Genomic DNA, 25013 nt, shown 5'->3' on the forward strand with positions numbered 1-25013 from the left:
TTTTTCATTCTAACCATCAAAAATGAGTAAAAACAAATCGACTTAAAACAGATATATATATCCGTTTATCCTATTTACTGTTAAGGAGTTTCACATGAAGTGTTCATTAATGAGTTTGGCTTTTCTACTGGGTATTGCTACTTTCAGCAGTGCGCAGGCGCAACAACCCGTCGCCATTTCAGCTCAGCTTGAGCAAAAGGTAATAGAATGGCGTCGTGATTTACATCAACATCCCGAACTAAGTAATCGCGAATTTCGCACCGCTAAAGTTATAGCTAAACATCTGAAAGACTTAGGTTTAGAAGTGCAAACCGGCATTGCACACACTGGCGTTGTCGGCGTACTAGTAGGTGGCAAACCTGGCCCTACAATAGCAATGCGTGCCGATATGGACGCGCTACCTGTTATAGAACAAACTGACCTGCCATTTAAATCCACTGCGAAAGCAGAATATAGAGGCAAAGAGGTGGGTGTAATGCATGCTTGCGGTCATGACTTACACATGGCAATGCTAATGGGAGCAGCAGAAAAGCTCACATCAATGAAAGATGAGGTTGCAGGTACTATCGTATTTATTTTCCAGCCTGCCGAAGAAGGCGCACCCAATGATGAAGAAGGCGGCGCTGAACTTATGCTAAAAGAAGGTTTATTTACTAAGCATAAACCAGAAGTTGTATTTGGTATACACGTTTGGTCTGCTGGAAATACCGGTCACATTGGTTATCGCGAAGGGCCGCTTATGGCCTCCTCAGATCGTTTTGAAATTACCGTAAAAGGTCGCCAAACTCATGGTTCTCGTCCATGGGGTGGTGTTGACCCTATCGTTGCAGCAGGACAAATCATTGGTAGCACACAAACAATTGTCAGCCGCCAGGTCAATATCACTAAAGCACCCGCTGTTATTAGCTTTGGTATTATAGAAGGTGGCGTACGTAATAATATTATTCCAGATGAAGTTTATCTTGAAGGAACTATTCGTAATTTTGATATGGGCAATCGTGCACAAATATTTAAAAACTTAAAGACCACGGCTGAAATGACGGCTAAAGCAACCGGCGCTGAAGCACATGTGCACATTGACGAAGGGTACCCTGTTACCATTAATGATATAGAGCTGACACGAAACATGCTGCCCACTATTGAACGCGTTGCAGGTAAAGACAAAGTCCATGTTAACGACTTAGTTACTGGCGCAGAAGACTTCTCATTTTTCGCTCTTGAAGTGCCAGGGCTCTTTGTATTTTTGGGCGTAACACCAGAAGGTGAAAATGCGGTAAGTGCTCCAAGCAATCATTCACCGTTTTTCTATGCAGACGAAAAATCATTAAAAACGGGTACTGAGCTTTATGTCAATTGGGTATTAGATTATAACAAGCTGTAATCCTGTCCGTAATTGCTCTTAACCTCTCCCCTTCAAATAAATAGTAAGTGCATGATTAAATAAACATTTACTATTTATTTTTTTCTTTATATTTAACTTGTATAAACTCCTAGGTTCACGTTTTTGAACAATAATTTTAGATAATCTCCCTCCCTGTTGAGACTATCGTTAATTTCAGCTTTATAAGCGCAAATTTCATAACTGAGTGAGCGTTAAGTAGCTCAGGTAGCAAGAGTCTATTACCTGCACCATAGACAAGTTTTATTATTTAAAGTGTAAGTACCTACTCAGTATTCTAAACTGGAAAATCTCCAATTTATGCACTACGTTTTAAACAGCCAGATTATTGGGCTCTCTCCTGTGAATTGGCTAACCTCAACTATTTTAACTAACTGCGTGCCTTATTGAACAAACATACTGGTATGGCTCACAAGAGGATAATCACATGCTAAGACGGAAATTTTTGGCTGGTTTAGGCATCAGTGTTGGTGCAAGTTTATTAGCTTCAAAACAACTACTGGCAGAAACCCAATTGTCGGTCAATAAAAGCAATACTATCGCACCAGCAGATTGGACAGCATTACGTGACTTGTTTCCATTAACCAAAAAATACATTCAGTTATCTACATTTTTATTAACGTCCCACCCTAAACCTGTTTCCGATGCTATAGAAATGCACAGACGTGGTTTAGATGAAAATCCTGCTGATTATTGGCACCATCGATTTGAAACAATTGATAATGATATTGCTGAAGTAGCAGCACAATATATGGGAGGTAAAGCTAAAAATATAGCGTTAACGGACAGCACGACCATGGGGCTTGCCTTGATTTACAGTGGTTTAAAATTGGCACCAGGCACAGAAATTTTACAAACAGTCCATGATCACTACTCAACAGATATGTCATTAGCCTACCGAGCAAGGCGTACTGGTGCGAAAGTCCGTCGGATAGCACTTTACGAAAACCCATCAACCGTTAGCATAGCCGATGTCATTAAACGATTAAGAGAAGGAATTAACAAGAATACGCGTGTGGTTGCAGCGACATGGGTGCATTCGTCAACCGGTGTAAAGCTGCCTATTAGAGCAATGGCAAATGCTATTAATTTAATTAACCAAGATCGAAGCAAAGATCAACAAATACTATTTTGTGTCGACGGAGTCCACGGTTTTGGCATTGAAAATGAAGATATTGCCACTTTAGGATGCGATTTTTTTGTCGCTGGCACACACAAATGGCTGTTCGGACCACGTGGTACCGGGGTTATTTGGGGAAACGATCGTGCTTGGGCAAACACTGAGCCGGTTATTCCTAGTTTTAGTGCCTCATATGATGTGTGGTTAGGTAATAGTGTTCAAGAGCAAGTCCCTATGGGTGAGCATATGTCACCAGGTGGCTTTCACTCTTTTGAACACCGTTGGGCCCTACCAGAGGCTTTTAAGCTCCATATGCAGCTGGGCAAAGCTAATGTGCAACAACGCATTCACCAATTGAATACACAAACAAAAGAAGGCTTGGCAAAAATGCGCCATGTAACGCTGTACACCCCGCAATCCAGTGAACTTTCTTCAGGTTTAGTATGCTTCGACGTTGCAGGTATGAGCGCGGGTAATGTAGTGAAGAAATTACACAGCAAAGGAATTATTATGAGTAGCACGCCTTATAGGAATAGCTACGCGCGATTTGCTCCGTCACTAATAAATAATGAACAGGAAATTGAAAAGGCATTAAGCGAAATACGCGCATTAGCTTAAGCACTGAGAGTTGCTTGATTTTGTTAACTAAAAACCCTAAAAGAAGCTATTTTTATTTAAAAAACATGACGTAGGTAGGGTGTAATTAACTGTTCAACGGTCTATTCTCTAAAAGCTATAAAGGGCTATTTTTTCCTTTATAGCTTTTATATTCAGTTCAATGGACTTAAGGTAATCGGCTTAAGGTAATCGGCTTAAGGTAATCGGCTTAAGGTAATCAATTTGACTTAATCGGCTTCTTTGCGCAAGAAAACCCAGTCATTTCCTTTACTTAAATCACTAGAATATTGATATCCCGCCACATCAAAAGCTTTTAATTTTTCAACATCTGTAATTTGATTTTCAATGATATAGCGTGCCATTAATCCGCGGGCTTTTTTAGCAAAAAAGCTGATCATTTTATATTGACCATTTTTCCAATCTTTAAATGCAGGAGTAATAATTTCAGCTTTTAATACTTTCTTGTTAACCGATTTAAAATATTCATTTGACGCTAAGTTAATTAAAACATTATCGCCTTGAGCAGTTAACGCTGCATTTAAATGCTCACTAATAATATCACCCCAAAATTGATACAAATTAGTGCCGCGATCATTATCTAATTTTTTACCCATTTCTAAACGATACGCTTGCATTAAATCTAACGGCTTTAATAGCCCGTATAAGCCAGATAGTATTCGCATATGCTGCTGTGCAAATTCAAAATCTTTCTCGCTAAACGATGGTGCGTCTAAACCAGTATAAACATCACCATTAAAAGCTAATATCGCTTGGCGCGCATTTTCTGGCGTAAAAGGGGTCGCCCACTCACCAAAGCGCGCTGCATTTAAACCCGCTAATTTATCGCTGATACCCATTAATGAACTGATATCCGCTGGCGTTAATGTTTTGCATTTTTTCATTAACACTTTGCTATGCTCTAACAGTTCAGGCTGCGTAAATTTTTCAGTCGCAACCGGGGATTCATAATCGAGATTCTTAGCGGGAGAAACAACAAGCAACATTATATATACTCTACTTTAAAAAATTTTTGCCACTATAACACAGGAAAAAACGAATATAATTACCTGCATTATTAATTAATCATCTAGCTAATAGCTATTACCCCATACAATAGCGTTTTTATCTCATTTATTTCGTCCTCATACTTGATAAATTATGAAAATTTGATACAAATAGAAGCGAATAAAACAGATACCTAGCAATGTCATCCTATCTTGCTCGAAAAACGTTGTAATATTTCATCAAATTTTACGTTTATACCCGTACCATTATTTATATCAAGGACATATTATGACCGACCAACTATCTCAATTAAAAGCAATGACAACCGTTGTTGCAGACACTGGCGACATTGAAGCTATTGCTAAGTTTCAACCACAAGATGCAACAACAAACCCGTCTTTATTATTAAAAGCAGCTTCATTACCTAATTATCAACAATTACTTAAAACAGCTGTCGAGTGGGCAAAAACTCAATCTTCTGAACCTGATCAACAAGTGATTGATGCTGCAGACAAACTTTCAGTTTTAATTGGCTTAGAAATTTTAAAAATAGTACCGGGTAGAATTTCAACAGAAGTTGATGCACGCCTTTCATTTGATACTAAAGCGTCTATTGATAAAGCACATAAACTTATTGCTATGTACAACGAAGCAGGTATTACTAATGATCGCATATTGATAAAAATAGCTTCGACATGGGAAGGTATTAAAGCTGCTGAGCAATTAGAGCGTGAAGACATTAACTGTAACCTAACTTTATTGTTTAGTTTTGCTCAAGCACAAGCTTGTGCTGAAGCTAACATTTACCTTATTTCTCCTTTTGTAGGCCGCATTTTAGATTGGTACAAAAAAGATACTGGCCGTACTGACTATTCAGCAAGCGAAGATCCTGGCGTAGTTTCAGTTACCAGCATTTATAATTACTACAAAGCAAAAGGTCATAATACCGTTGTGATGGGTGCGAGTTTCCGAAATATTGGTGAGATACTTGAATTAGCCGGCTGTGACCGTTTAACCATTAGCCCTAACCTAATGGACGAGTTAGCCAACTCAACTGAAACTGTTGAACAAAAATTGTTTAGCGACCAAGCACCTTTAGACAAAGAAGCAGCACTTAGCGAAGCACAGTTTAGATGGGAAATGAATGAAGATGCCATGGCAACTGAAAAGCTAGCCGAAGGTATTCGTAATTTCACTATCGATCAAGTTAAACTTGAGCAACAATTGAAGGCAATGCTTTAAACTTTTTTCGTTAATAACTTAGTTGAATGTATGATTTTGTAACTAAAATGCAAAATAATGTTTCTATTTTATAAGCAACTGTGGTATTAAAAAGCTGCAGTTGTAGAAACAAGGAGCATACCATGGATAAATTTCAACAAGTATTGGGCTCAATAGGCGCTCAGCCAAAATCAAGTCCGAGTAATAATAAAAAAAGAAAGTGGCGTGAAATCGAACAACTGAAAGAAAAATTTCAACTGGAAAAAGAATTGAAAGCATATGATGATTCTTTAGAAAGCATGTTGAAAGAGTTTTAACTAAGCAATGTAGTGCTAATAAAATATTTAAAACGACTAAAAACCCGGAACTTTACCGGGTTTTTTATTGGCAGTTTATAAAGAAGAAGCAAATGGTCAATAAAGCCGAAGGTCTAGGTAATAGCAACTCCAGTATAATTTTCTATATAAAAAACCGCCCACCGCTCAATATCTATCAAAACCTGAATATTGTGAAACCGTTAATGCCTGGTGAAATTAGTCATATTTGTCAGGAAACCGGTAATCATTGGCGAAAAATTTTTAATGTTTACGCTAAATTAATCTTTGAGTTGTCGCCTCATGAGTTTTCAACTTGGCAAAAATTAAGAGATGAGCTTCTGTTACAAAAACATAGCGAGCATTGTTTACTTTTTTCAGAGCCTAACTTATTGACTAATTTCACATCAACTAACTCGAGAAAAAAACTGCACATAGTCTTAGGCAAAGGTTATGCTGAACACCTTAACCTTTGTAGTGATAGTATCTGGCTTAGCCATGACTTTGCGATTAATCATAAATTAGGTCTTATTATCTGCCCATATTTCGATTATCGACAGTTATCAAATATAAAAATAACACAGTTAGCGGGGTTAATTCAGCAGCATGCTCCGCCACTTGTATAGCATCTTCAAAACCTGCTTATTATTATGCTTTTGTTAAGTCTGTATTAAACGATATTCAGTAATATCATCCTAGTAACATATCAATTGGCTAAGCTATCAACTGAGCATAAAAAAAGCCTCAAGGATATATCCTTAAGGCTTTGTTGATAATGTCACGTTAAATACTTACTCAGTGAATTATCTAGTGAACTTATTATATTTGAGTATGGCTTAGCGCTTCAAACTGAAATATTAACTCTCAGGGATCTCAGGCTCTATATCGTTAGCTAGCTGCTCTACTACGATATTATCAACACGCTGTAAGCCTCTAGGTAGCTTATTACCACGGCGACCACGCTCACCTTTATAATGTTCAATATCGCTAGCTTTAAGGGTTAATTTTCGCTTACCAGCATGCAAAGTAACCGCACTACCTGGCGGTAACACTTCAAGCAATGTTACATACTCTTCGCGCGCTTTAGCTCTTGCTGTAGGAATATTGATAATTTTATTACCCTTACCTTTACTCAAAACAGGTAAGTCTTTGATTGGGAATACTAACATACGCCCTTCAGAGGTAATTGAAAGTACCAACTCTGTTTCTAGATCGGTAATGACTCTTGGTGTCATTACTTTTGCCGCAGCTGATAGACTAAGCAGCGCTTTACCATTTTTATTACGACTAACCATATCGGCAAAACTGCCAACAAAGCCATAACCGGCATCACTGCTTAATAAATATCGACTTTCATCATCTGCCATCAGTACTTTTTCAAAGTATTCGCCACTGGCTAAGTTAAAACGACCAGTCAGTGGTTCGCCTTGGCTACGTGCTGTAGGCAAACTATGGGCATCAGTGGCGTATGCCCTACCTGCAGAGTCAATAAACACCACAGGGCGATTACTGCGCCCCTTAGCCGAGCATAAGTATTCATCGCCTGACTTGTAACTTAACGCATGTGCATCAATGTCATGACCTTTAGCACAACGTGCCCAACCTTTTTGAGAGACAACAACAGTGACTGACTCACTCGGCATCAAATCTTTTTCTGACAAGGCTTTTGCTTCACTTCGCTCAACAATAACTGAACGACGGTCATCACCATACTTTTCAGCGGCTTCTAAAATTTCTTTTTTCATGAGTGTGTTCATGCGTGCTTTAGAGCCAAGCGTTTTTTCAAGATATTCGCGTTCAATATTTAATTCGTCTTGTTCAGCACGAATTTTAATTTCTTCAAGCTTAGCAAGTTGACGTAATTTAATTTCTAATATTGATTCAGCTTGACGATCAGACAAGTCAAAACGAGACATTAACTCAGCTTTCGGATTATCAAAGCCTCTGATGATCTCTATCACTTCATCAATATTTAGATAAGCGATAAGTAAGCCATCTAAAATATGTAATCGTGCTAATACTTTATCTAATCTATATTGCAAACGGCGACGAACAGTTTCACGTCGATACTCTAACCATTCGCTTAAAATTGTTCTAATATCTTTAACCGCAGGTTTGTTATTCAAACCAATCATGTTTAGGTTCACACGAAAGTTTTTTTCTAAATCTGTGGTTGCAAATAAGTGCTGCATAAGTTGTTCAATATCAACACGATTAGAGCGTGGAACAACGACTAAACGGATCGGGTTTTCATGATCAGACTCATCACGTAAATCAATCACCATTGGCAGTTTCTTAGCTTGCATTTGATTAGCAATTTGTTCTAATATTTTACCACCTGAGGCTTGATGCGGTAGCGCGGTAATTACAACTTCACCATGTAATATCTCGTATACAGCACGCATTTTAATGCTACCACGACCCGTTTGATAAATTTTTTCGATGTCAGCTTTGGGCGTTATAATTTCAGCATCAGTGGGGTAATCAGGTCCTTTAATAATCTCAAGCAGATCGCTTAACTCAGCTTTAGGTTGTTCAATAAGATGAATACATGCGCTAGCCACTTCTCTGACATTATGTGGCGGTATATCTGTCGCCATGCCCACTGCTATACCGGTAATACCATTAAGTAATATATGCGGTAATCTTGCCGGTAACGTTTTAGGCTCTTTCATGGTGCCGTCAAAATTAGGCGTCCAATCAACGGTTCCTTGGCCAAGTTCTGCGAGTAGCACTTCACTAAAACGAGATAAACGCGCTTCGGTATAACGCATAGCAGCAAAGGATTTAGGATCGTCAGGCGCGCCCCAGTTTCCTTGTCCGTCAACTAACGGGTATCGGTATGAAAATGGTTGTGCCATTAGCACCATAGCTTCATAACAAGCTGAATCACCATGGGGATGAAACTTACCTAATACATCACCAACAGTACGAGCTGATTTTTTATATTTTGCCAACGCGGACAAACCAAGCTCTGACATTGCATAAACGATACGACGTTGCACAGGTTTCAAACCGTCGCCAATATGCGGCAAAGCTCGATCCATAATGACATACATGGAGTAATTTAAATAAGCTTCTTCGGTGAACTGCCTTAAGGGCCGTTGCTCAATACCGTCTAAACTAAAGTCGATAGCATCTGACATGAAATTGTTCCTTAAAAGTTCGATTAATGCCGAGTTATTAAGCGTAACTTCTATTATTATTGTTCTAGGGGTAGCTTAGCTGATTATACTAGAGGAAAGTATACTTTTAGCTGATAAATATCTCACAATAGTGATTATTGTTAGTTTTATTTATTTTCATTAGTGAAGCTAAAAACTTGGTTATGGCCATTAACTTTTGCTTGATGCATAGCTAAATCTGCAGCATGCAACAAACTATCAAAATTTTCTTTTACATCTCTAATGCTCGCAATGCCAATACTCACGGTGACAGGGCTATTAAGCTTTGAGTTTTTATTGATATTGTCTTGAATGCTATCTTGAACTTTCTCACGTATATGCTCAGCAATCGCACGTGCTTGCTCAATAGTTGCATCGGGTAAAATAGCGGCAAACTCTTCATCACTTATACGTGCAAAGAAATCTCTTGAACGCATTGTTTCAGCGGCTAAAGCAGCCACATTACAAATAACACTATCGCCTGCATCATGACCTAAGTGATCGTTTATCATTTTAAAGTTATCAATATCTAATATTAAAATGCTCAATTCTTTATCTGAAGATAATGCTTTATGCATGTAGGCATCGCCACTATTGAAGAATGAACGGCGATTGGGTAATTGAGTTAAGGTATCGGTTTTGGCCAATAACTTTAATGCACGACGAATTTTAAACTGTCTAACAAGCAGTAAGAAGAATACGCTAACTGCAACAATAAAAATTACAATATTAACGTGCTGTTGAGTGCGTTCTGACTCTGCCTGCGTAAGTGCATATTGCTTTATTTCATTGTTTTGGGTGAGCAATTCATTTTCTTCATGTTTCTTTTCAATATTATATTTTTCATTTAAACGGTTAACGCGTAATTCTTTTTGTTGTTTTAAGTGCGCAAAATATTTTTTTATATATTTTTTCTTATTATCAAAGGCTAGTTTATCTTCGCCCTGTCTTTGATATACCTTAGACAAAAGTAAATAAGTATCTGCAAATAATGGCGAGTCGAGTTGCTTTTTAGCGAGTGATGGCTCAAGTAAAATCGCTTTATTAAGCCAGTTAATAACTTTGTGTTCTTGCCCTTTAATATCTGAGATATTAGCTCTAATGACATTCAGAAGGTATTGCTCTGCAATATTTAAAGTTAAACCCGTAGATTGTAACTCCAAAAGTTTAACTTGAGCGGCGGCCTTGTCATGTTCGCTTAACACTTTAAGTGAATATACTGCCCCGCTAATTACCCACTCTTGCTGCAAACCAACCTGATTAATTTGAGGACTATCAGAAGATGTAAATGCCTGTTGTTGACCAATGACTTCATCAGCAAGCGCTTGTATATTGGTCGATATAACCCCAAAAAGTAATACAAAAAATTTAAACATTAAATATTTACGCATCAGAGCTAACCTTATTTCGACCAGCTTGTTTTGCTTTTAATAATTGTTCGTCTGCAGCTTTTAGCAAAAGTGAGAAGTCGGCATAATTATCGTTCTCAAATGTCGCAACACCGATACTGATTGTTAACTGGTTTATTTGCAGCGTTTGCCACTTTTTTTGTTCGATATGCTGTCGTAATCGCTGAGCAACTTCAAGTGCTTCATTATTTTGAGTGTTGGGTAAAAGCGCAATAAACTCTTCACCGCCAAATCGTCCAAATACATCGCTGGCACGCATTAAATTTTGACCTAGCACGGCCACTTCTTGTAATGCTTTATCACCAATACTGTGACCAAACTGATCATTAATTTTTTTGAAAAAATCAATATCTATCATATAAACACTAAAAGCTTGTTGCTCCTTTTGTGCCTGCGAAAACAAATCATCTCCTAACTCAAGCAGTCTGCGTCGATTAATCACACCGGTTAAGTTATCAATTCTTGTCACCCTGACTAAGTTTTTTTGCCCCTTAATCACGCGTAGTAAAAACCAAGCTAAAAGTAATGTACACACAGCTAATACGATAACGAGAATTTCTCGATTATTAGCGTTGTCTGTCATTTGTTGCAGCTGTAAGTCTTGTAGTCGCTGTTTTTTTTCTAAAATATGCTTATGCCGCTGAACCGTTTCACTTTCATATTGAAGAATTAACTCATCAACCTCATTGGTTTCTCGTGCTTTTTTGTAGGCTATTGATTTAGTGAAAAATGTAGACTGAGTTGCAATTGATTGACTGTAATCACCTAGAACATACTGTAATTTAGCTCTTAGAAATAGAATATTTAATTCACTGGTATCATAAATATTACTATCTTTAAGCGCTAAAAGTGCCTGCGCTTTCGCCAAATTATCGAGTGCCTCCTGATAACGTTCCATTTTTTCTAAAACAAAGGCTTTATCTACAATATATTGTAATTTGACCGCGTGTTGTTCAACTTCTTTAACATATTCACCTGCAAGTATAATATAGCGATAGGCACTTTCGGTATCGGGCTCTTTCTGATTTACCAACGCCCAAGCTATATTTCGATAGATGCCCGCAATAAAATGATTACTCGTATTCGGTAAGATTTCGCTTTCTAATATTCGATAAACTTCAAGGGCTTGCTCATAACGTTCTTGGTTTGAATGGTTATTAGCAACATTATGCAAACTGTTGAGCGCATAATTATGTTTTCCTGCCTTTTTAAAATGATGATAAGACTGCTCAAAGTAGTCGTTCGCTTGTTTTTCTTCGCCTAAATAACCGTATAGAATTCCCAACTCACTGTTTATGTCACCTAAAAGAGCTTCATCTTCAATAGCATTAGCAAGTTTTAAGGCCTGGTTCAGAGTTATTAACGACTGCTTATAGTTTTTTTGTAAATATAATATCGCTCCTATATTAATTAAACCTCGCGCTGTTAACTCGGTATTATTCATTGAACGAGCAACATCTAGCCCATTTTGATAAATTTGAAGTGCGCTATCAAAGTCACCTAAACTTTCTAAATAAAAACCTTTGGTGTAAGCAAGTTCAGCAATAAAAATACTGGGATTATTCATTTGCTTTGCTAGCATGAGTCCTTGCTCAGCAGATGACTCGCTTAAACTATAAAGTGCTTGGTCAGAATAGGCCGCTGATTGAATGCGATAAAAATTTACTTGGTTGGATATAGGCTGAGTGTTTAACGCTTCTTTATGTGAGTTTAGGAGGATTAAAGCTGCTTTGGGATCACTATTATTCAGTTGCTCTGCGCGTAATAGAAAAGAATTAAAGTCGCTATCTGTTAACGACTGCAAAGCATTTGATTTACATGATATTAACAAGAAAACAAAGAAAATGGGGGCACTGTTTTGAAAGATTAATTTTACAAAGCTTCTTAACAAATTCGCGCTCCAACAACGTGTGCGATAATGTACCAAATACAGTATAAAACGAATTTGTGTAAATGATAAAGTATTATTTCTAGAGATAAAAAATTATAGTAAAACTTAACGAACACATAACTTTAATATTATTTTTCAGTGATTTGCCAATAGCTTGCTTCTATTTTATTACCATCTAAATCGATAATAAAGCAACCATAATATGGTGTTCCATATTCTGGCCTTGCACCCGGCTTGCCATTACAACGTCCACCCAAAGCGATAGCGCATTGATAAAAGTCATCAACTTGTTGTTTATTTAATGCGACAAAGCCAAAATGAACGCCATTACCTGGAGTTGCCGGCAATTTATCATAAGGTTGTTGAAGCCAAAATTCAGGATACCCTTTTCCGTACGTAACAGCGTGCTCATATTCACTGACTAACGCTATAGTCAATGTTGCTAACACTGGCGTATAAAAGGCTTTAGCGCGTTTTAAATCGTTGGTGCCAATAGACGCATGGCAGATGCTACGCAATAATCGGTGCTCGATCATAATTTCCCTTAATAAAGCAAAAAGGTATAGTTTATAAACTATACCTTAATTAATTATCGTTAAACTAATACGGTTTTCATTGTTGAATTAGTAATATCAACGACTAAAAGTATTATGCAAATGTAATTAGTCTAGATCAACTAAATCACCTTTAGATTGGAGCCAAATCTTACGATCGCCACTACGCTTTTTCGAAAGTAACATATCCATCAGTTCCATCGTTTCTGCATGCTCATCAACCGTTAATTGTACTAAGCGACGAGTATTGGGATCCATGGTTGTTTCACGCAATTGAAGAGGATTCATCTCACCTAGCCCTTTGAATCGCTGAACATTTACTTTACCGCGTTTTTTTTCTGCTTCAATACGATCTAAAATACTGTCTTTTTCTGCTTCGTCTAGCGCGTAAAACACTTCTTTACCTACATCAACACGATAAAGTGGCGGCATAGCGACATAAACATGTCCGGCTTGTACTAATGGCAGAAAATGCTGAGTAAATAACGCACAAAGTAATGTTGCAATGTGCAATCCATCAGAGTCGGCATCGGCAAGAATACAAATTTTACCGTAACGTAATCCTGATAAGTCTTCGGTGTCTGGGTCAATACCTAAGGCGACAGAAATATCATGCACCTCTTGCGATGCTAGTATTTGTCCTGAGTCGACTTCCCATGTATTTAATATTTTTCCGCGTAACGGCATAATGGCTTGAACTTCACGGTCTCTAGCTTGTTTTGCACTCCCCCCCGCTGAGTCACCCTCCACCAAAAACAATTCGGTGCGTAAAATATCTTGGCTACCACAGTCAGTTAACTTGCCGGGTAATGCAGGTCCTTGAGTCACCTTTTTACGAATTATTTTTTTACTTGCGCGTAAACGACGTTGAGCGTTTGAGATACAAAATTCAGCTAATGACTCGGCTATTTCAGTATGTTCATTTAACCATAAACTAAAAGAGTCTTTAACAACGCCGGTAACAAATGCCGCACACTGGCGTGAAGAAAGCCGCTCTTTGGTTTGACCAGCAAATTGCGGATCTTCCATTTTAACAGAGAGAATATAAGAACACTTATCCCAAATATCGTCTGGCGTTAACTTAACACCACGTGGGATCAAGTTTCTAAACTCACAAAACTCACGCATCGATTCTAACAAGCCTTGACGAAGACCGTTAACATGCGTACCACCTTGCACCGTTGGAATTAAGTTTACATAACTTTCGCCAACTGACTCACCACCTTCTGGTAACCAAGTTACAGCCCAGTCAGCGGCTTCATGTTGTGAGGAAAAGCTACCTACAAAAGGCTCTTCTGGTAAGCTTTCATAACCTTTAACCGATTCTTTTAAATAATCGACTAAACCATCTTCATAACACCATTGATATTTAGCGTCTTCGTTTTTATCATGAAACTTTATCGTTAAGCCTGGGCACAAAACAGCTTTAGCTTTTAACAAATGTACTAATCTGCGCGCTGAAAACTTGGCCGAGTCAAAATAACTGGCATCAGGCCAAAACTTAACGCGGGTGCCAGTGTTTCGTCTACCTACGGTGCCGGTTTCTCTTAATTCTTCAACCTTATAGCCACTTTCGAAAGCCATTTCGTAGAGTTTACCATCACGCCTAACTGATACATCGACACGAGTTGATAAAGCATTGACTACTGAAATACCAACACCATGCAAACCACCAGAAAACTGGTAGTTTTTGTTAGAAAATTTGCCGCCAGCATGTAACTTACAAAAGATAAGTTCTACGCCTGACACACCTTCTTCAGGGTGAATATCAATAGGCATACCACGACCATCATCAATAACTTCTAATGACTGATCTTTATCAAGAATTACAGTAATGTTTTGTGCATGACCGGCTAAGGCTTCATCAACCGAGTTATCGATTACCTCTTGACCTAAATGGTTAGGGCGCGTGGTATCGGTATACATGCCAGGACGATGGCGTACTGGGTCAAGGCCACTTAAGACCTCAATGGAGTCGGAATTATATTGTTCGCTCATTTATATGTTCTGATCACTAGGCTGATATTAGTGGTAAGTTAAAAAATAACGCGATGTTAGGCAAGGCGTTTTCATAGTTAATAAAACTATGATCGCCATCTTGCTCAATAACTAACTCGCAATGACGGTATTTTTCAACAGCTTGTTGGTAATCTAACACTTCATCACCTGTTTGTACCATGACCAAGTAGTTATTTTTAGATATATTTACCTGTTCGAGTGATTTTAATTCAACTATATGTTGTGCAAGCACTTGATAGCGTTCTTGTGTATAAGGGTTTACCTGCTCACCTAGGTAGCCTGCCATTAATTCAAATGGTCTTACGGCAGGATTTATTAGCACTGCTTTTGTTTGATATTTTTCAGCTAAGTAAGTACTAAAGTAACCGCCTAAAGATGAGCCCATAATGAACCAAGTCGCGCTAGGCTCAAGTGCAATAATATCTTCAAGTTGTTTAATAGCGCCATTTGGCGATGAAATAATCTGCGGACAATGAAAAATAACCCCAGGATGGTTTGCCGCCATATATTTTCGCGTTAGTTCAGCTTTCATCGACTGAGGTGAAGAGTTAAATCCATGGATGTATAGTATGTTAATCATAAAAATATTTTTCTCATTATTTTCAGACAAAAACCACTTTTCGAGATATTTCGCCGGTACTTGCTAGCGTAAATACTTGATAACCTGGTCCTTGCCCGTTTGATGCCGCCGTTGAAGAGTTTATATCAAATTGAATAGAGGTGGCAGGACACGTGTATAAATTAATGGTTCGATCGGCAAGTGCTATTGGTAAAATTAATGCCTGATGAATATGACCACAACCCAGCGCTTTAATGGAAGGGAATTTTGTTAACCATAGATAAAATTCTTCTTTATTAAGTAAACCATGCCGATCAATAAAAAAACCAGCATCTGCCGCATGATGATGTGTTAAGAGCAGCTGTGATTTAGCCGCATTAATTAGACTACCGACCTTATTACATTCATCTGCTGTTATAACGCCTGCGGGAGTATCACTTTTACTTGCTAATAATAGCACCTGCCAATAATCATTTTCTATTACACTACTTTGGCAAAATGGTGCTTTCGACAAATACTGTTTCAACAGTGCTGGCTCGTCATGATTACCTGCGACAAAGTAAACTGGTATATTAATTTTTAAGTCATCAAAAGCATCAGTAAAAAGTAGATAAGACGCTTCAGTGTGATCTTGAGTTAAATCACCGGTAAAAACAATAGCATCTACCGAAGGCTGCTGCTTAATAGAGAGTAATACTCTCTTTAAGTTTTGATAAACATTAGCCTGATGATGTTGACCACTTTTGTCTGCAAATAAATGGCTATCACTTAACTGTGCTAGGGTAATTTCGTTTGGCATTATTTTGTCTGTTACTGCTTTTTTAGCATTAGTTTATGAATTTCTAGAAATATCTAAGTGAACCTGCCCCAACTTTAAGCAAAGCTGTAACCATTCTTTTAAAAAATAATTCACTTGTTGCTTTTCATTGGGTAAGTGCATTTTTTCGTTAGGGTAATCGTAACGTGGTTTAATTTGTTGCACATCTTGATTACTAATAACTTCTGCCATTCGAGCATCATGATACAGACGTACCACCATTTTGGGGCGAAAAAGCTCGGTTAAGTTATAGCCATGAATATTCGCTTCTTGGTTAATCGTCATTAGTGTCGTGTATTTTGTTACTTCATTGACCTTAACGCGATAACTTAAAAAGTCTGAGATAAAAAAGCAACGCTGCTCTCCTACCTGCTCTTTATCAGCAAGTATACGAAGTAACAGCATATAATTCACCTCACACAAGGTCATTAGTGTAGGTAAATGAGGGCGGTATTTTTTTTCTACGACAGACATTTATTTCCAGTTTGACTTAAATTTATCAATATTTAGGGCTAGCCATTGTAGCGTAATAATAGTGGCCGCATTAAGTATCTTTCCCTCTGCAAGCATTTTATCAGCATTTTTTCTTGAAATAACATGCACTAAAATATCTTCACCTTCTGACTCTAAGCCAAAAACACCAGAAATATTCTCGCTATCAACACAAGCACAATAAAGATGAATACATTCAGTCATCCCACCAGCACTTGAAAGATAATCCATGACTTTAATCACATTTTCAGGCGCTAAATCTATATCAGCTTCTTCTTTTGCTTCACGAATAGCGACATCTTGTGGCACTTCATTTTCTGAAAACATACCAGCGATTAATTCTAGTTGCCAAGGCCCAGTTTTACTTTGTAGAGCGCCGGCACGAAATTGTTCAATCAATACGACCGTGTCATTTTTTGGATCATAAGGAAGTAACCCTACAGCATTACCGCGCTCAAAAACTTCTCTTGTTAACACTTTACTGTAACCGCCAGCATAAAGTTTATGGCGAAATTGGTACTCATCAAGTGCGAAAAAACCTTGGTATTTCCTGACTTGGCTTCGCACTTCTACGTCAGCTAAACCAAACCGTAAGAGTGGTTCTTGGGTGATACTCATATTAGTGACCTTTTATCTGAATAGTCATATTTTTAGACATTTTTTAGACATTTTTTAGATACCCTAACATTTAACATTTTGTTACACTAGAGTACCTCCTTATACACTTATTCTATTTAGCTAATTCATTATTCGCGATAAGATAGTTATAATTAGAAAAATAATAACATGTTCATTATTACAGGAATCGTTCCAACATGAAAAAAACAATAACCGCACTATTTATTGGCCTTGCTTTTACTGCAAGTAGCTCTTTAGCTAATGCCGAAGACTTATTATCAGTATACCAACAAGCACAAGCAAATGATCCGGTTGTTCTTAGAGCTCAGGCGCAATTTTTTGCAGCTGAAGAAGGTATCGAACAAGCTCGTTCTGTGTTGCTTCCTCAAATTTACGGTTCTGCAAGCTACACTGAAAGCAAAAGTGAGTTTATTCCAACCTCAGATACTGGACAATCTTCAGGTCAAATACTAACCAATAAAAGCGATACGACTAGCTACGGTATTAACTTGGACATGGAATTATACAACCACAGTACTTGGTTAAAACTTGATAACGCTAAAAAACTTGCGCATCAAAGCGATGTTTCATACCAATTAGCTAAACAAGACTTAATTGTTCGTGTGACACAAGCTTACTTTCAAGTACTCAGTGCCAAAGATGATTTAGAGTTTGCAAAAGCAGAAAAAGCCGCCATTGAGCGTCAGTTAGAGCAAACAAAGCAAAGATTTTCAGTGGGTTTAACGGCAGTTACTGATGTGCATGAAGCTCAAGCACAATTTGATAATGCTGTAACCAGTGAAATTATATCAGAAAACCAAGTATTTAATGCTGAAGAAGCGTTACGTGTTATCACCAATGTTTATCCTCGAGATTTATATATATTAAATACTGAACGTTTTAGTACTTCTCGCCCAGCCCCTGACAGTGCTAATGAGTGGCAACAAACGGCTGAAGCAAAGAATTTAGAATTAATTGCTGAAAGAATAAGTATTGATATCGCAAAAGAAAATATCAATATAGCAAGATCGGGCCATTACCCTACCTTAAGTTTATCGGGGAGTTACGGTAATCAAGAGCAAGATAATGAAGTAAACAATATAAACTTTAACAACCCAGCATTAGATAGCCACTCAATCGGCATCTCTTTATACGTACCTATTTATTCAGGTGGTGCTATAACAAGTAGTGTTCGCCAAGCGCAAAGCAATTATGTTGCGGCAAGCCAAAATATGGAACAAGCATACAGAAATGTAGTGCAAAACACGCGTAACGCATACAACACTGTTATAGCAGCCGTTTCATCGATAAAGTCACTAGAGCAATCAGTGATCAGTGCGCAAAGTGCATTGAAAGCGACTGAAGCCGGCTTTGAAGTGGGTACCCGTACGATTGTTGATGTGTTAAACAGCACCAGAAACTTGTACAACGCTAAACGAAACTTATCGTCTACTCGATATAATTACATTCAAAATGTATTAGCTTTAAAACGAGCCGGTGGAACGATTACAGAGCAAGACTTAAACGATATAAATCAAGGTTTAACCGCTGCTAAGTAAACGCTAAATTAGCAAAAAACAGGTATTAAAAAAGCAGCATTAAATGCTGCTTTTTTCTGTTCAATACATCATCAGACATCCAGATAGTCGATATATGTCGGTGTTCTAATCTTCTTGTTTTATAGCATTAATAATTTTAGTTGTAGAAATGCCATCTTCAAAATTAAGCACTTTAACGTCACCACCTGCAGCAATAACCTCTTTACCGCCTGCGATATCCTCTACTTTATAATCACCGCCTTTGACTAAGGTATTAGGTAATATGTTGGCAATTAAACGCTGTGGCGTATCTTCACTAAATGGCACTACCCAATCAACTGCCCCTAACCCAGCAAGTACAGCCATACGACGATCGACCGGATTAACCGGGCGACCCGGCCCTTTTAATCGTGTGACAGACGCGTCATCATTAACAGCAACAATGAGGCGAGTACCTAATGTATTAGCCGTTGATAAATATGAAACATGACCAGCATGGAGAATATCAAAACAGCCGTTGGTCATCACGATTTTCTCGCCGCGTGCTTGAGCTAACTCAACCGCAATTTTAAGTTGATCTTCGGTCATCACACCAAAACCACTTTCTTGGCCAGATAACAACTCTGCACCTAATTCAGCTTCGCTAACCGTTGATGTTCCTAACTTGCCAACTACAATACCAGCCGCTATATTTGCTAATGCGCTCGCTTGAGCAAAATCAGCTTTTGCCGCAATTGACAGTGCCAATGTAGCTATTACCGTATCGCCCGCGCCAGTTACGTCATAAACCTCTTTAGCTTGAGTCGGTAAATGAAACTCTTCTTGGTCATGCATTAGCAAGGTCATGCCTTGTTCACTTCGAGTGACCAGCATAGCGGTTAACTCTAATTCATTTAGCAGAGCTTGCCCTTTTTTGACGATATCAGCTTCAGTTTTACATGGCCCAACAACGGCTTCAAACTCTGCAAGATTAGGCGTAATTAATGTTGCACCACGATAACGTGAAAAGTCAGTACCTTTTGGATCAACTAACACAGGAATATTTTGTGATTTTGCCGCTTGAATAAGTGCTTGAACCTCTGACAATGTGCCTTTGTCATAATCTGACAACAACAATAAATCATGTTGAGCCACTAAAGCTTTGGTTTGCTCAATCAAGGGGGTTTTATCAATTTCAGCAAAAGATTCTTCAAAATCTAAACGTAATAATTGTTGATTTCGACTTAAAATACGCAATTTTGTTATCGTAGGATGATCTACAGATTGAATAAATTGACAATTTATATTCATTGCCGACAACTGTGTTTGCAATGTTTTAGACGCTTCATCTGCACCAGTAATACCAAGCAAAGTTACTTGACCATTTAGCGAAGCAATGTTCAAGGCTACGTTAGCCGCGCCCCCTGGTCGATCTTCGTCTTGATGTATTTTAACAATTGGCACAGGTGCCTCTGGAGAAATACGTTGAGTTGGCCCAGACCAATAGCGATCTAGCATGATATCACCAACCACTAAAACACGCGCTTTTTCAAAAGCGGGAATATCTACTTTCATCCTGTACCCTATAACAGATATAATAAGCAATATTGTAACACAAGCAATTCAATGAGTTGAAATCATCCCGTGAGTAAAAACAAAGTTTTACAACCAAATTTTAAAATATCTTTCCTATTACCTAAGTATTGGCTAACGTGGATTGCGGTATTAGTGCTGTACTCAATTTCTTGGTTACCTTACCGATTCCAATTATTTCTTGGAAAAATGATAGGACGTTTACTTTACAAAATAGGCTCTAGCCGAAAAAAAGTTGCCTTACGGAATTTAGAACTTTGCTTTCCGGATAAGACAGATGCCGAACGACAAACAATGCTCAAGCGAAACTTTGAAAATACCGGGATTGCCTTATTAGAAACAGGTATGGGTTGGTGGTGGCCAAATTGGCGAGTAAAAAACAAAATAAACATCATTGGTCTAGAGCATATTGAAGAAGCACAAAAGCAAGGTAAAGGTGTTCTATTACTTGCCATGCATTACTTAAGTGTTGAAATAAACTGTCGTGGCATTGGCTCAGGTCATCCTATGGTGGTATTTTACCGACCGCACAATAATCAGCTAATGGAGTATTTTCAATTTCGTGGTCGTGGTAGATCTAACAAATACATGTTAGGTAAGCGTGATGTTAAAGGCTTACTTAGAGCATTAAAAGATGGTGAAGCTTGTATTTATTTACCTGATCAAGATTACGGACGCAGTCGCAGTATCTTCGTGCCTTTTTTCGCCGTACCAGAAGCCGCGTCAACGACAGGCACATTAATATTTGCTCGACAAAAAAACACGCAAACACATATGATTATTCCTACCAGAAATGATGATGGCAGCGGTTACACCTTAGAAATAAAACCTATGCTCGAAAACTTTCCAACAGGTGATGATACAGCAGATGTATTAAGAGTGAATCAAGAGTTAGAAAAAGCTATTTTAGTTAAGCCTGAACAATATATGTGGTTACACCGTCGCTTTAAAACTCGACCAAACGAAGACGATCCTTCATTGTATAACTAATATTAGTTGTTTAATGTATAGGGCAGAAAGCAAACTACGCTAAGTGATTTATGAAATTATTTATAAATATTATTATAGGTATTATTTTAATTGTTTTAGGCACCGCGCTTTGGTTAAACAAAGCGTACTTATTTTCACTCAACCAAGATGCAACTGAGCAAACAACTGAAACAAAAGTAGATATTCATCACGAAGATAAAGCAGCGCCCAAAACTGAGTCGGTAGAAGAAAAAATCTCCGATGAACCTGAAGTCGCAAAAGAAAATACGAATGCAGCGGCCGATGGACTTTCCCGTTATTATGCCAACTTGCATGGTGAGATGGATGGAAAAGGTCCAAAAATTCGAAATAATATTGTTTACTTGCCCGATCCTGAAGGTGATTTAGCGCAAATATTAGAAGAAAGGCGTTTAATCACTCGCCCCTTGCGAAGAAGCTGGACGGGTAGCACTGATAACCATCCATTTCGCCTTGGTGAAACCTTATATCAAAAGTTATCTGAATATACTAAAAACAATGATCTTGAATTGATTTGGTGGTTAAATCGCGACTTTTTGGTTAAAGGCCCATTTAGAATTAACCAAAACATCATCACTACCTCATATCAAATAGGCAAAGCTATCGAAGGCCATTTCGAAAATGGCCTTACTGTCTATTTTTGTTATCAACAACGCGCCATTGTGCTTATAGAGAACGATATTCCTTACTTAGCTAAAGAGTGTCTTAGATTACCTAAAAGGTAAAAGCATAAACCCCACTTAGCCTTAAGATATTGTTGTTAATGCAATAACGATTTAACAATATTCATCACTTGGTTATGTTGTGCAGAAAACTCAGCTTCAGGTATCATCGCAGGGCTATTTTGTAAGGTTGCTTGATGACTAAAGTCACGCAACTTGCAGTAGTTATCCACTAAAGCTTGTTGCTGCTGCACAGTAATAACATCAATACTGGCTAAGTATTCGAGCAAGTTAATATTATCGGAGTAATCGCTCAATTTAGGGTGTTCTGCAGAGTAAGCGAGCACCAAGTATTGCACAAGAAACTCAATATCAACTAAGCCCCCAAGACCTTGCTTAATATCAACTTCTGCCGATGTTGATTTATCTAAATGTAAGCGCATTTTATCACGCATTTTTATCACATCTTCAAGTAATAGTGCCTTGTCGCGCTTCCTCATTAAAACCTCGCGCTTAATTTCTTTAAACCTCAGCGCTAGCGCATCATGACCATATATAATGCGAGTTCGCACTAATGCTTGATGCTCCCATGTCCAAGCATCACTGTTTTGATAATGAGCAAAAGTGTCTATATGCACCATTAACAAGCCCGCATTACCTGAAGGTCTCAAACGCATATCTAGCTCATATAATATGCCATTTGCCATGCGGGTATTGAATAAATGCATCATTCTTTGCGCAAGTTTTAAATAAAATTGCCCCGCAGAAATCGACTTTTCGCCAGAAGTCATTTCAGCCATATCAGCATCATGAACAAAGACTAAATCTAAATCTGAGCTATAACCGAGCTCAATGCCGCCTAATTTACCGTAACCAATAACAGCAAAGCCTTTATCTTGGCCATCTAACTTACTGCTAGGCACACCAAAACGCAGCGCCATTTGTTGCCATGCTAAATTGGCAACTTCTTCTACAAGTGCTTCAGCTAAGGCGGTTAAGTGATCACTGACTTTAGTAATGGGTAAAATACCCGTGATATCTGCTGCAGCAATGCGTAATTGTTTAGCTTGTTTAAACTGGCGTAAAGTGATCATTTGCGCTTCTTGATCGTCTTCCGGCACCCGCAGCATAGTTTCTCGAAGTTCAGCGGCATATGAAGACAATAGAGGTGGCTGATGAAAAAGCTTAGGGTCAATAAGTTCATCTAATAATATTGGAAATTTGGCTATGTGCTCTGCTACCCAACTGCTGTTGCGACATAAATGAATTAACTGCTTTAAAGCGCCTTCATTTTCGAACAGTAACTCTAGATATGCCGTTCGTGTTGCAACAGTTGTTAATACACCTAAGACTCTCGCTAAAGTCTGGTCGGTTAACTTTAATTCAGCCAAATGCCAAAGTACGGTAGGGATTAGTTTGTCCAGAATTTGTCTACCCCGACTCCCCATACTACGTTTGATCATTTCACGGCGAAAGTCTCTTAATGTCAGCCATAAAGATTCGCTATGTTTGAATCTTATACCGTCGGTATTATCAAGTAGTTGAGGTGACTGCTCAATCCAAGCAATAGACTCCTCATCGCTCCATTGGCTATCCCATAATGTTGTCCAGTATTGGTCAACAGCTTGTCGATTAGGACTTTCTTCACCAATAAGTTCGCCAAATTGTTGATGAACACCTTGCATATGAAAGGTAAGTTGAGCAAGAAAAGTTGGCCAATCAATACAGTCGCTATCAGCAAGAATAGCCACGAGTCTTTGTTGGTCTAGTTCGCACTCAGGTAAGGTTTGGGTTTGTTGGTCATTAAGCGCCTGAATAATATTTTCAACTCGACGCAAAAATCGATAACTATTCGTTAACACCTGCGCGCTCTGCGAGGTAAGTTCACCGTGAGTGACCAATAAAGGCAGTACGGTTAATAAATTACGATGTTGTAAATCTTTATCACGACCGCCTCTGATCATCTGAAAAACTTGTACAATAAACTCGACTTCTCGAATTCCGCCAGCGCCCAATTTAATATTATTGTTAAGCTGTTTTCGTCTGACCTCTTGAGCAATCATGGCTTTCATTCGGCGAAGGCTATCAATAACACTAAAGTCGATGTAGCGACGATAAACAAATGGGCGAAGCATATCTGATAATTGGCCATGATAGTCGCTTTCGCCGATTAATCGCGCTTTTAACATGGCATAACGTTCCCAATCACGCCCTTGATCTTGATAGTAATTTTCCATGGCAGTAAACGACAATACTAGAGGTCCGCTTTCACCAAAGGGTCGCAAACGCATATCAACTCGATACACAAAACCATCGGCTGTTTGTTGATGAAGCGCAGTAATTAATTTTTGACCTAAACGGGTAAAAAATAATTGGTTGTCGATAGAACGCCTAACACCATGTGTTTCACCAGCCTCCGGGTAAACAAAAATCAAATCGATATCAGATGAGAAGTTAAGTTCTTGACCGCCTAACTTCCCCATGCCATAGACCAGTAAACGTTGAGGCTCACCGGCAGAATTAACTGGTATACCCCATTTTTCCTGACAAAATATTGATAACCAATTATTAGCGGCAATAATTAAGTTATCGGCCAAAGCAGAGAGTCTTTTAAGTGATTCATCAAGCGATATATCCAACAAGAAATCACCAACAGCAATATGAACCATTTGCTCTAAACGGAACATTCTCAAATAATGCTGAAGCTGTTCTTCGGTTTGGCACTGCTCAACACTTTCAAGGAGCATCGCTTTATAATCAGGTGTTTGTTGAGTAAGTAACTGTTCACTATTAAACAGTGCAACAATCAAGGTTGGAGCCTGTACCGCACTACGTAATATAAAATCACTTAACGCAATCGCGTTTTTAAATAATGTTAATCGTTCTGGCGAAAGGCTATCGGTAACGTTAGGAAATTGTTGGGAAAACTGTAACCAGCTTTTAATTTTCTGATCTTCAAGTAATGTTGAAAATGACAAAGGAGATGAATTAGGCACGTTATCCTCGATAATTGTTACAATGACAAATGAATAC

Annotated in this window: 20 protein-coding genes; 8 read left to right on the plus strand and 12 right to left on the minus strand. The window is 38.3% G+C overall.

From position 1 onward, the window contains the following. Positions 1-94: 94 nt before the first annotated feature. Positions 95-1381: an amidohydrolase gene (locus H4J50_RS09640; RefSeq protein WP_182255988.1), complete on the plus strand. Its 1287-nt coding sequence runs from the start codon at positions 95-97 to the stop codon at positions 1379-1381. Between the two features lie 445 nt (positions 1382-1826). Next, positions 1827-3137 carry an aminotransferase class V-fold PLP-dependent enzyme gene (locus H4J50_RS09645; RefSeq protein ID WP_182255990.1) on the plus strand — a complete coding sequence of 437 codons (1311 nt, stop codon included), beginning with the start codon at positions 1827-1829 and terminating at the stop codon, positions 3135-3137. Between the two features lie 227 nt (positions 3138-3364). Here the strand turns inward: H4J50_RS09645 and yaaA are convergent, their stop codons facing one another. Beyond that, positions 3365-4141 (minus strand): peroxide stress protein YaaA, encoded by a 777-nt coding sequence (yaaA, locus tag H4J50_RS09650; protein WP_182255992.1) that lies wholly within the window; start codon positions 4139-4141, stop codon positions 3365-3367. Between the two features lie 289 nt (positions 4142-4430). On the opposite strand from yaaA, the gene tal reads away from it, so the two are divergent. The 3 genes from tal (at position 4431) to H4J50_RS09665 (ending at position 6303) form a co-directional block, all read left to right on the plus strand. Beyond that, positions 4431-5384 carry a transaldolase gene (gene tal, locus H4J50_RS09655; protein ID WP_182255994.1) on the plus strand — a complete coding sequence of 318 codons (954 nt, stop codon included), beginning with the start codon at positions 4431-4433 and terminating at the stop codon, positions 5382-5384. A gap of 122 nt (positions 5385-5506) precedes the next feature. Continuing rightward, complete coding sequence (locus tag H4J50_RS09660) at positions 5507-5680, plus strand: DUF3545 family protein (protein WP_108456942.1); 174 nt, start codon at positions 5507-5509, stop codon at positions 5678-5680. Positions 5681-5772: 92 nt separating this feature from the next. Then, positions 5773-6303 (plus strand): DUF6942 family protein, encoded by a 531-nt coding sequence (locus tag H4J50_RS09665; RefSeq protein WP_182255996.1) that lies wholly within the window; start codon positions 5773-5775, stop codon positions 6301-6303. 231 nt (positions 6304-6534) lie between these two features. Here the strand turns inward: H4J50_RS09665 and parC are convergent, their stop codons facing one another. The 9 genes from parC to H4J50_RS09710 all read right to left on the minus strand — a co-directional run bounded on the left by parC (position 6535) and on the right by H4J50_RS09710 (position 17200). Continuing rightward, a complete protein-coding gene (gene parC / locus H4J50_RS09670; RefSeq protein ID WP_182255998.1) occupies positions 6535-8823 on the minus strand; it encodes a DNA topoisomerase IV subunit A in 2289 nt (762 codons plus the stop codon). 146 nt (positions 8824-8969) lie between these two features. Continuing rightward, on the minus strand, positions 8970-10232 hold the full coding sequence (locus H4J50_RS09675) for a GGDEF domain-containing protein (protein WP_182256000.1): 1263 nt from the start codon (positions 10230-10232) through the stop codon (positions 8970-8972). Then, positions 10225-12141, minus strand: a complete 1917-nt coding sequence (locus H4J50_RS09680; RefSeq protein WP_182256002.1) for a tetratricopeptide repeat-containing diguanylate cyclase — start codon at positions 12139-12141, stop codon at positions 10225-10227. The genes H4J50_RS09675 and H4J50_RS09680 overlap by 8 nt, the downstream gene beginning before the upstream one ends. Positions 12142-12269: 128 nt before the next feature. After that, the gene (locus H4J50_RS09685) at positions 12270-12677 is read right to left on the minus strand and encodes a VOC family protein (RefSeq protein WP_182256003.1); all 408 of its coding nucleotides are present in this window, start codon (positions 12675-12677) and stop codon (positions 12270-12272) included. A 126-nt stretch (positions 12678-12803) separates the two neighbouring features. Then, positions 12804-14693, minus strand: coding sequence for a DNA topoisomerase IV subunit B (gene parE / locus H4J50_RS09690; RefSeq protein WP_182256005.1), 1890 nt, complete (start codon positions 14691-14693; stop codon positions 12804-12806). Positions 14694-14709: 16 nt separating this feature from the next. After that, positions 14710-15294, minus strand: a complete 585-nt coding sequence (locus H4J50_RS09695; RefSeq protein ID WP_182256007.1) for a YqiA/YcfP family alpha/beta fold hydrolase — start codon at positions 15292-15294, stop codon at positions 14710-14712. Positions 15295-15316: 22 nt separating this feature from the next. Then, positions 15317-16072: a metallophosphoesterase gene (locus H4J50_RS09700; RefSeq protein WP_182256009.1), complete on the minus strand. Its 756-nt coding sequence runs from the start codon at positions 16070-16072 to the stop codon at positions 15317-15319. 33 nt (positions 16073-16105) lie between these two features. Further along, positions 16106-16495 (minus strand): DUF1249 domain-containing protein, encoded by a 390-nt coding sequence (locus H4J50_RS09705; RefSeq protein ID WP_259366211.1) that lies wholly within the window; start codon positions 16493-16495, stop codon positions 16106-16108. Positions 16496-16564: 69 nt separating this feature from the next. Then, positions 16565-17200, minus strand: coding sequence for an NUDIX domain-containing protein (locus H4J50_RS09710; RefSeq protein ID WP_182256011.1), 636 nt, complete (start codon positions 17198-17200; stop codon positions 16565-16567). Positions 17201-17397: 197 nt separating this feature from the next. Here H4J50_RS09710 and tolC point away from each other — a divergent pair, with 197 nt between their 5' ends. After that, entirely contained in the window at positions 17398-18759 is a 1362-nt protein-coding gene (tolC, locus tag H4J50_RS09715; protein WP_182256013.1) for an outer membrane channel protein TolC, read from the plus strand. 105 nt (positions 18760-18864) lie between these two features. Here tolC and hldE read toward each other — a convergent pair whose 3' ends face one another. Next, on the minus strand, positions 18865-20292 hold the full coding sequence (gene hldE / locus H4J50_RS09720; protein ID WP_182256015.1) for a bifunctional D-glycero-beta-D-manno-heptose-7-phosphate kinase/D-glycero-beta-D-manno-heptose 1-phosphate adenylyltransferase HldE: 1428 nt from the start codon (positions 20290-20292) through the stop codon (positions 18865-18867). A gap of 69 nt (positions 20293-20361) precedes the next feature. Between hldE and lpxL the strand changes: the two genes are divergently transcribed. Together lpxL and H4J50_RS09730 are read left to right on the plus strand one after the other, a co-directional pair. Further along, positions 20362-21300 carry an LpxL/LpxP family Kdo(2)-lipid IV(A) lauroyl/palmitoleoyl acyltransferase gene (gene lpxL / locus H4J50_RS09725; RefSeq protein WP_182256017.1) on the plus strand — a complete coding sequence of 313 codons (939 nt, stop codon included), beginning with the start codon at positions 20362-20364 and terminating at the stop codon, positions 21298-21300. Between the two features lie 50 nt (positions 21301-21350). After that, complete coding sequence (locus tag H4J50_RS09730; protein WP_182256019.1) at positions 21351-22043, plus strand: TcpQ domain-containing protein; 693 nt, start codon at positions 21351-21353, stop codon at positions 22041-22043. A 35-nt stretch (positions 22044-22078) separates the two neighbouring features. Here H4J50_RS09730 and glnE read toward each other — a convergent pair whose 3' ends face one another. Then, positions 22079-24976 carry a bifunctional [glutamate--ammonia ligase]-adenylyl-L-tyrosine phosphorylase/[glutamate--ammonia-ligase] adenylyltransferase gene (glnE, locus tag H4J50_RS09735; protein ID WP_310733261.1) on the minus strand — a complete coding sequence of 966 codons (2898 nt, stop codon included), beginning with the start codon at positions 24974-24976 and terminating at the stop codon, positions 22079-22081. Positions 24977-25013 lie beyond the last annotated feature (37 nt).

This window comes from Colwellia sp. 6M3 (assembly GCF_014077595.1).
Classification (GTDB): Bacteria; Pseudomonadota; Gammaproteobacteria; order Enterobacterales; family Alteromonadaceae; genus Cognaticolwellia.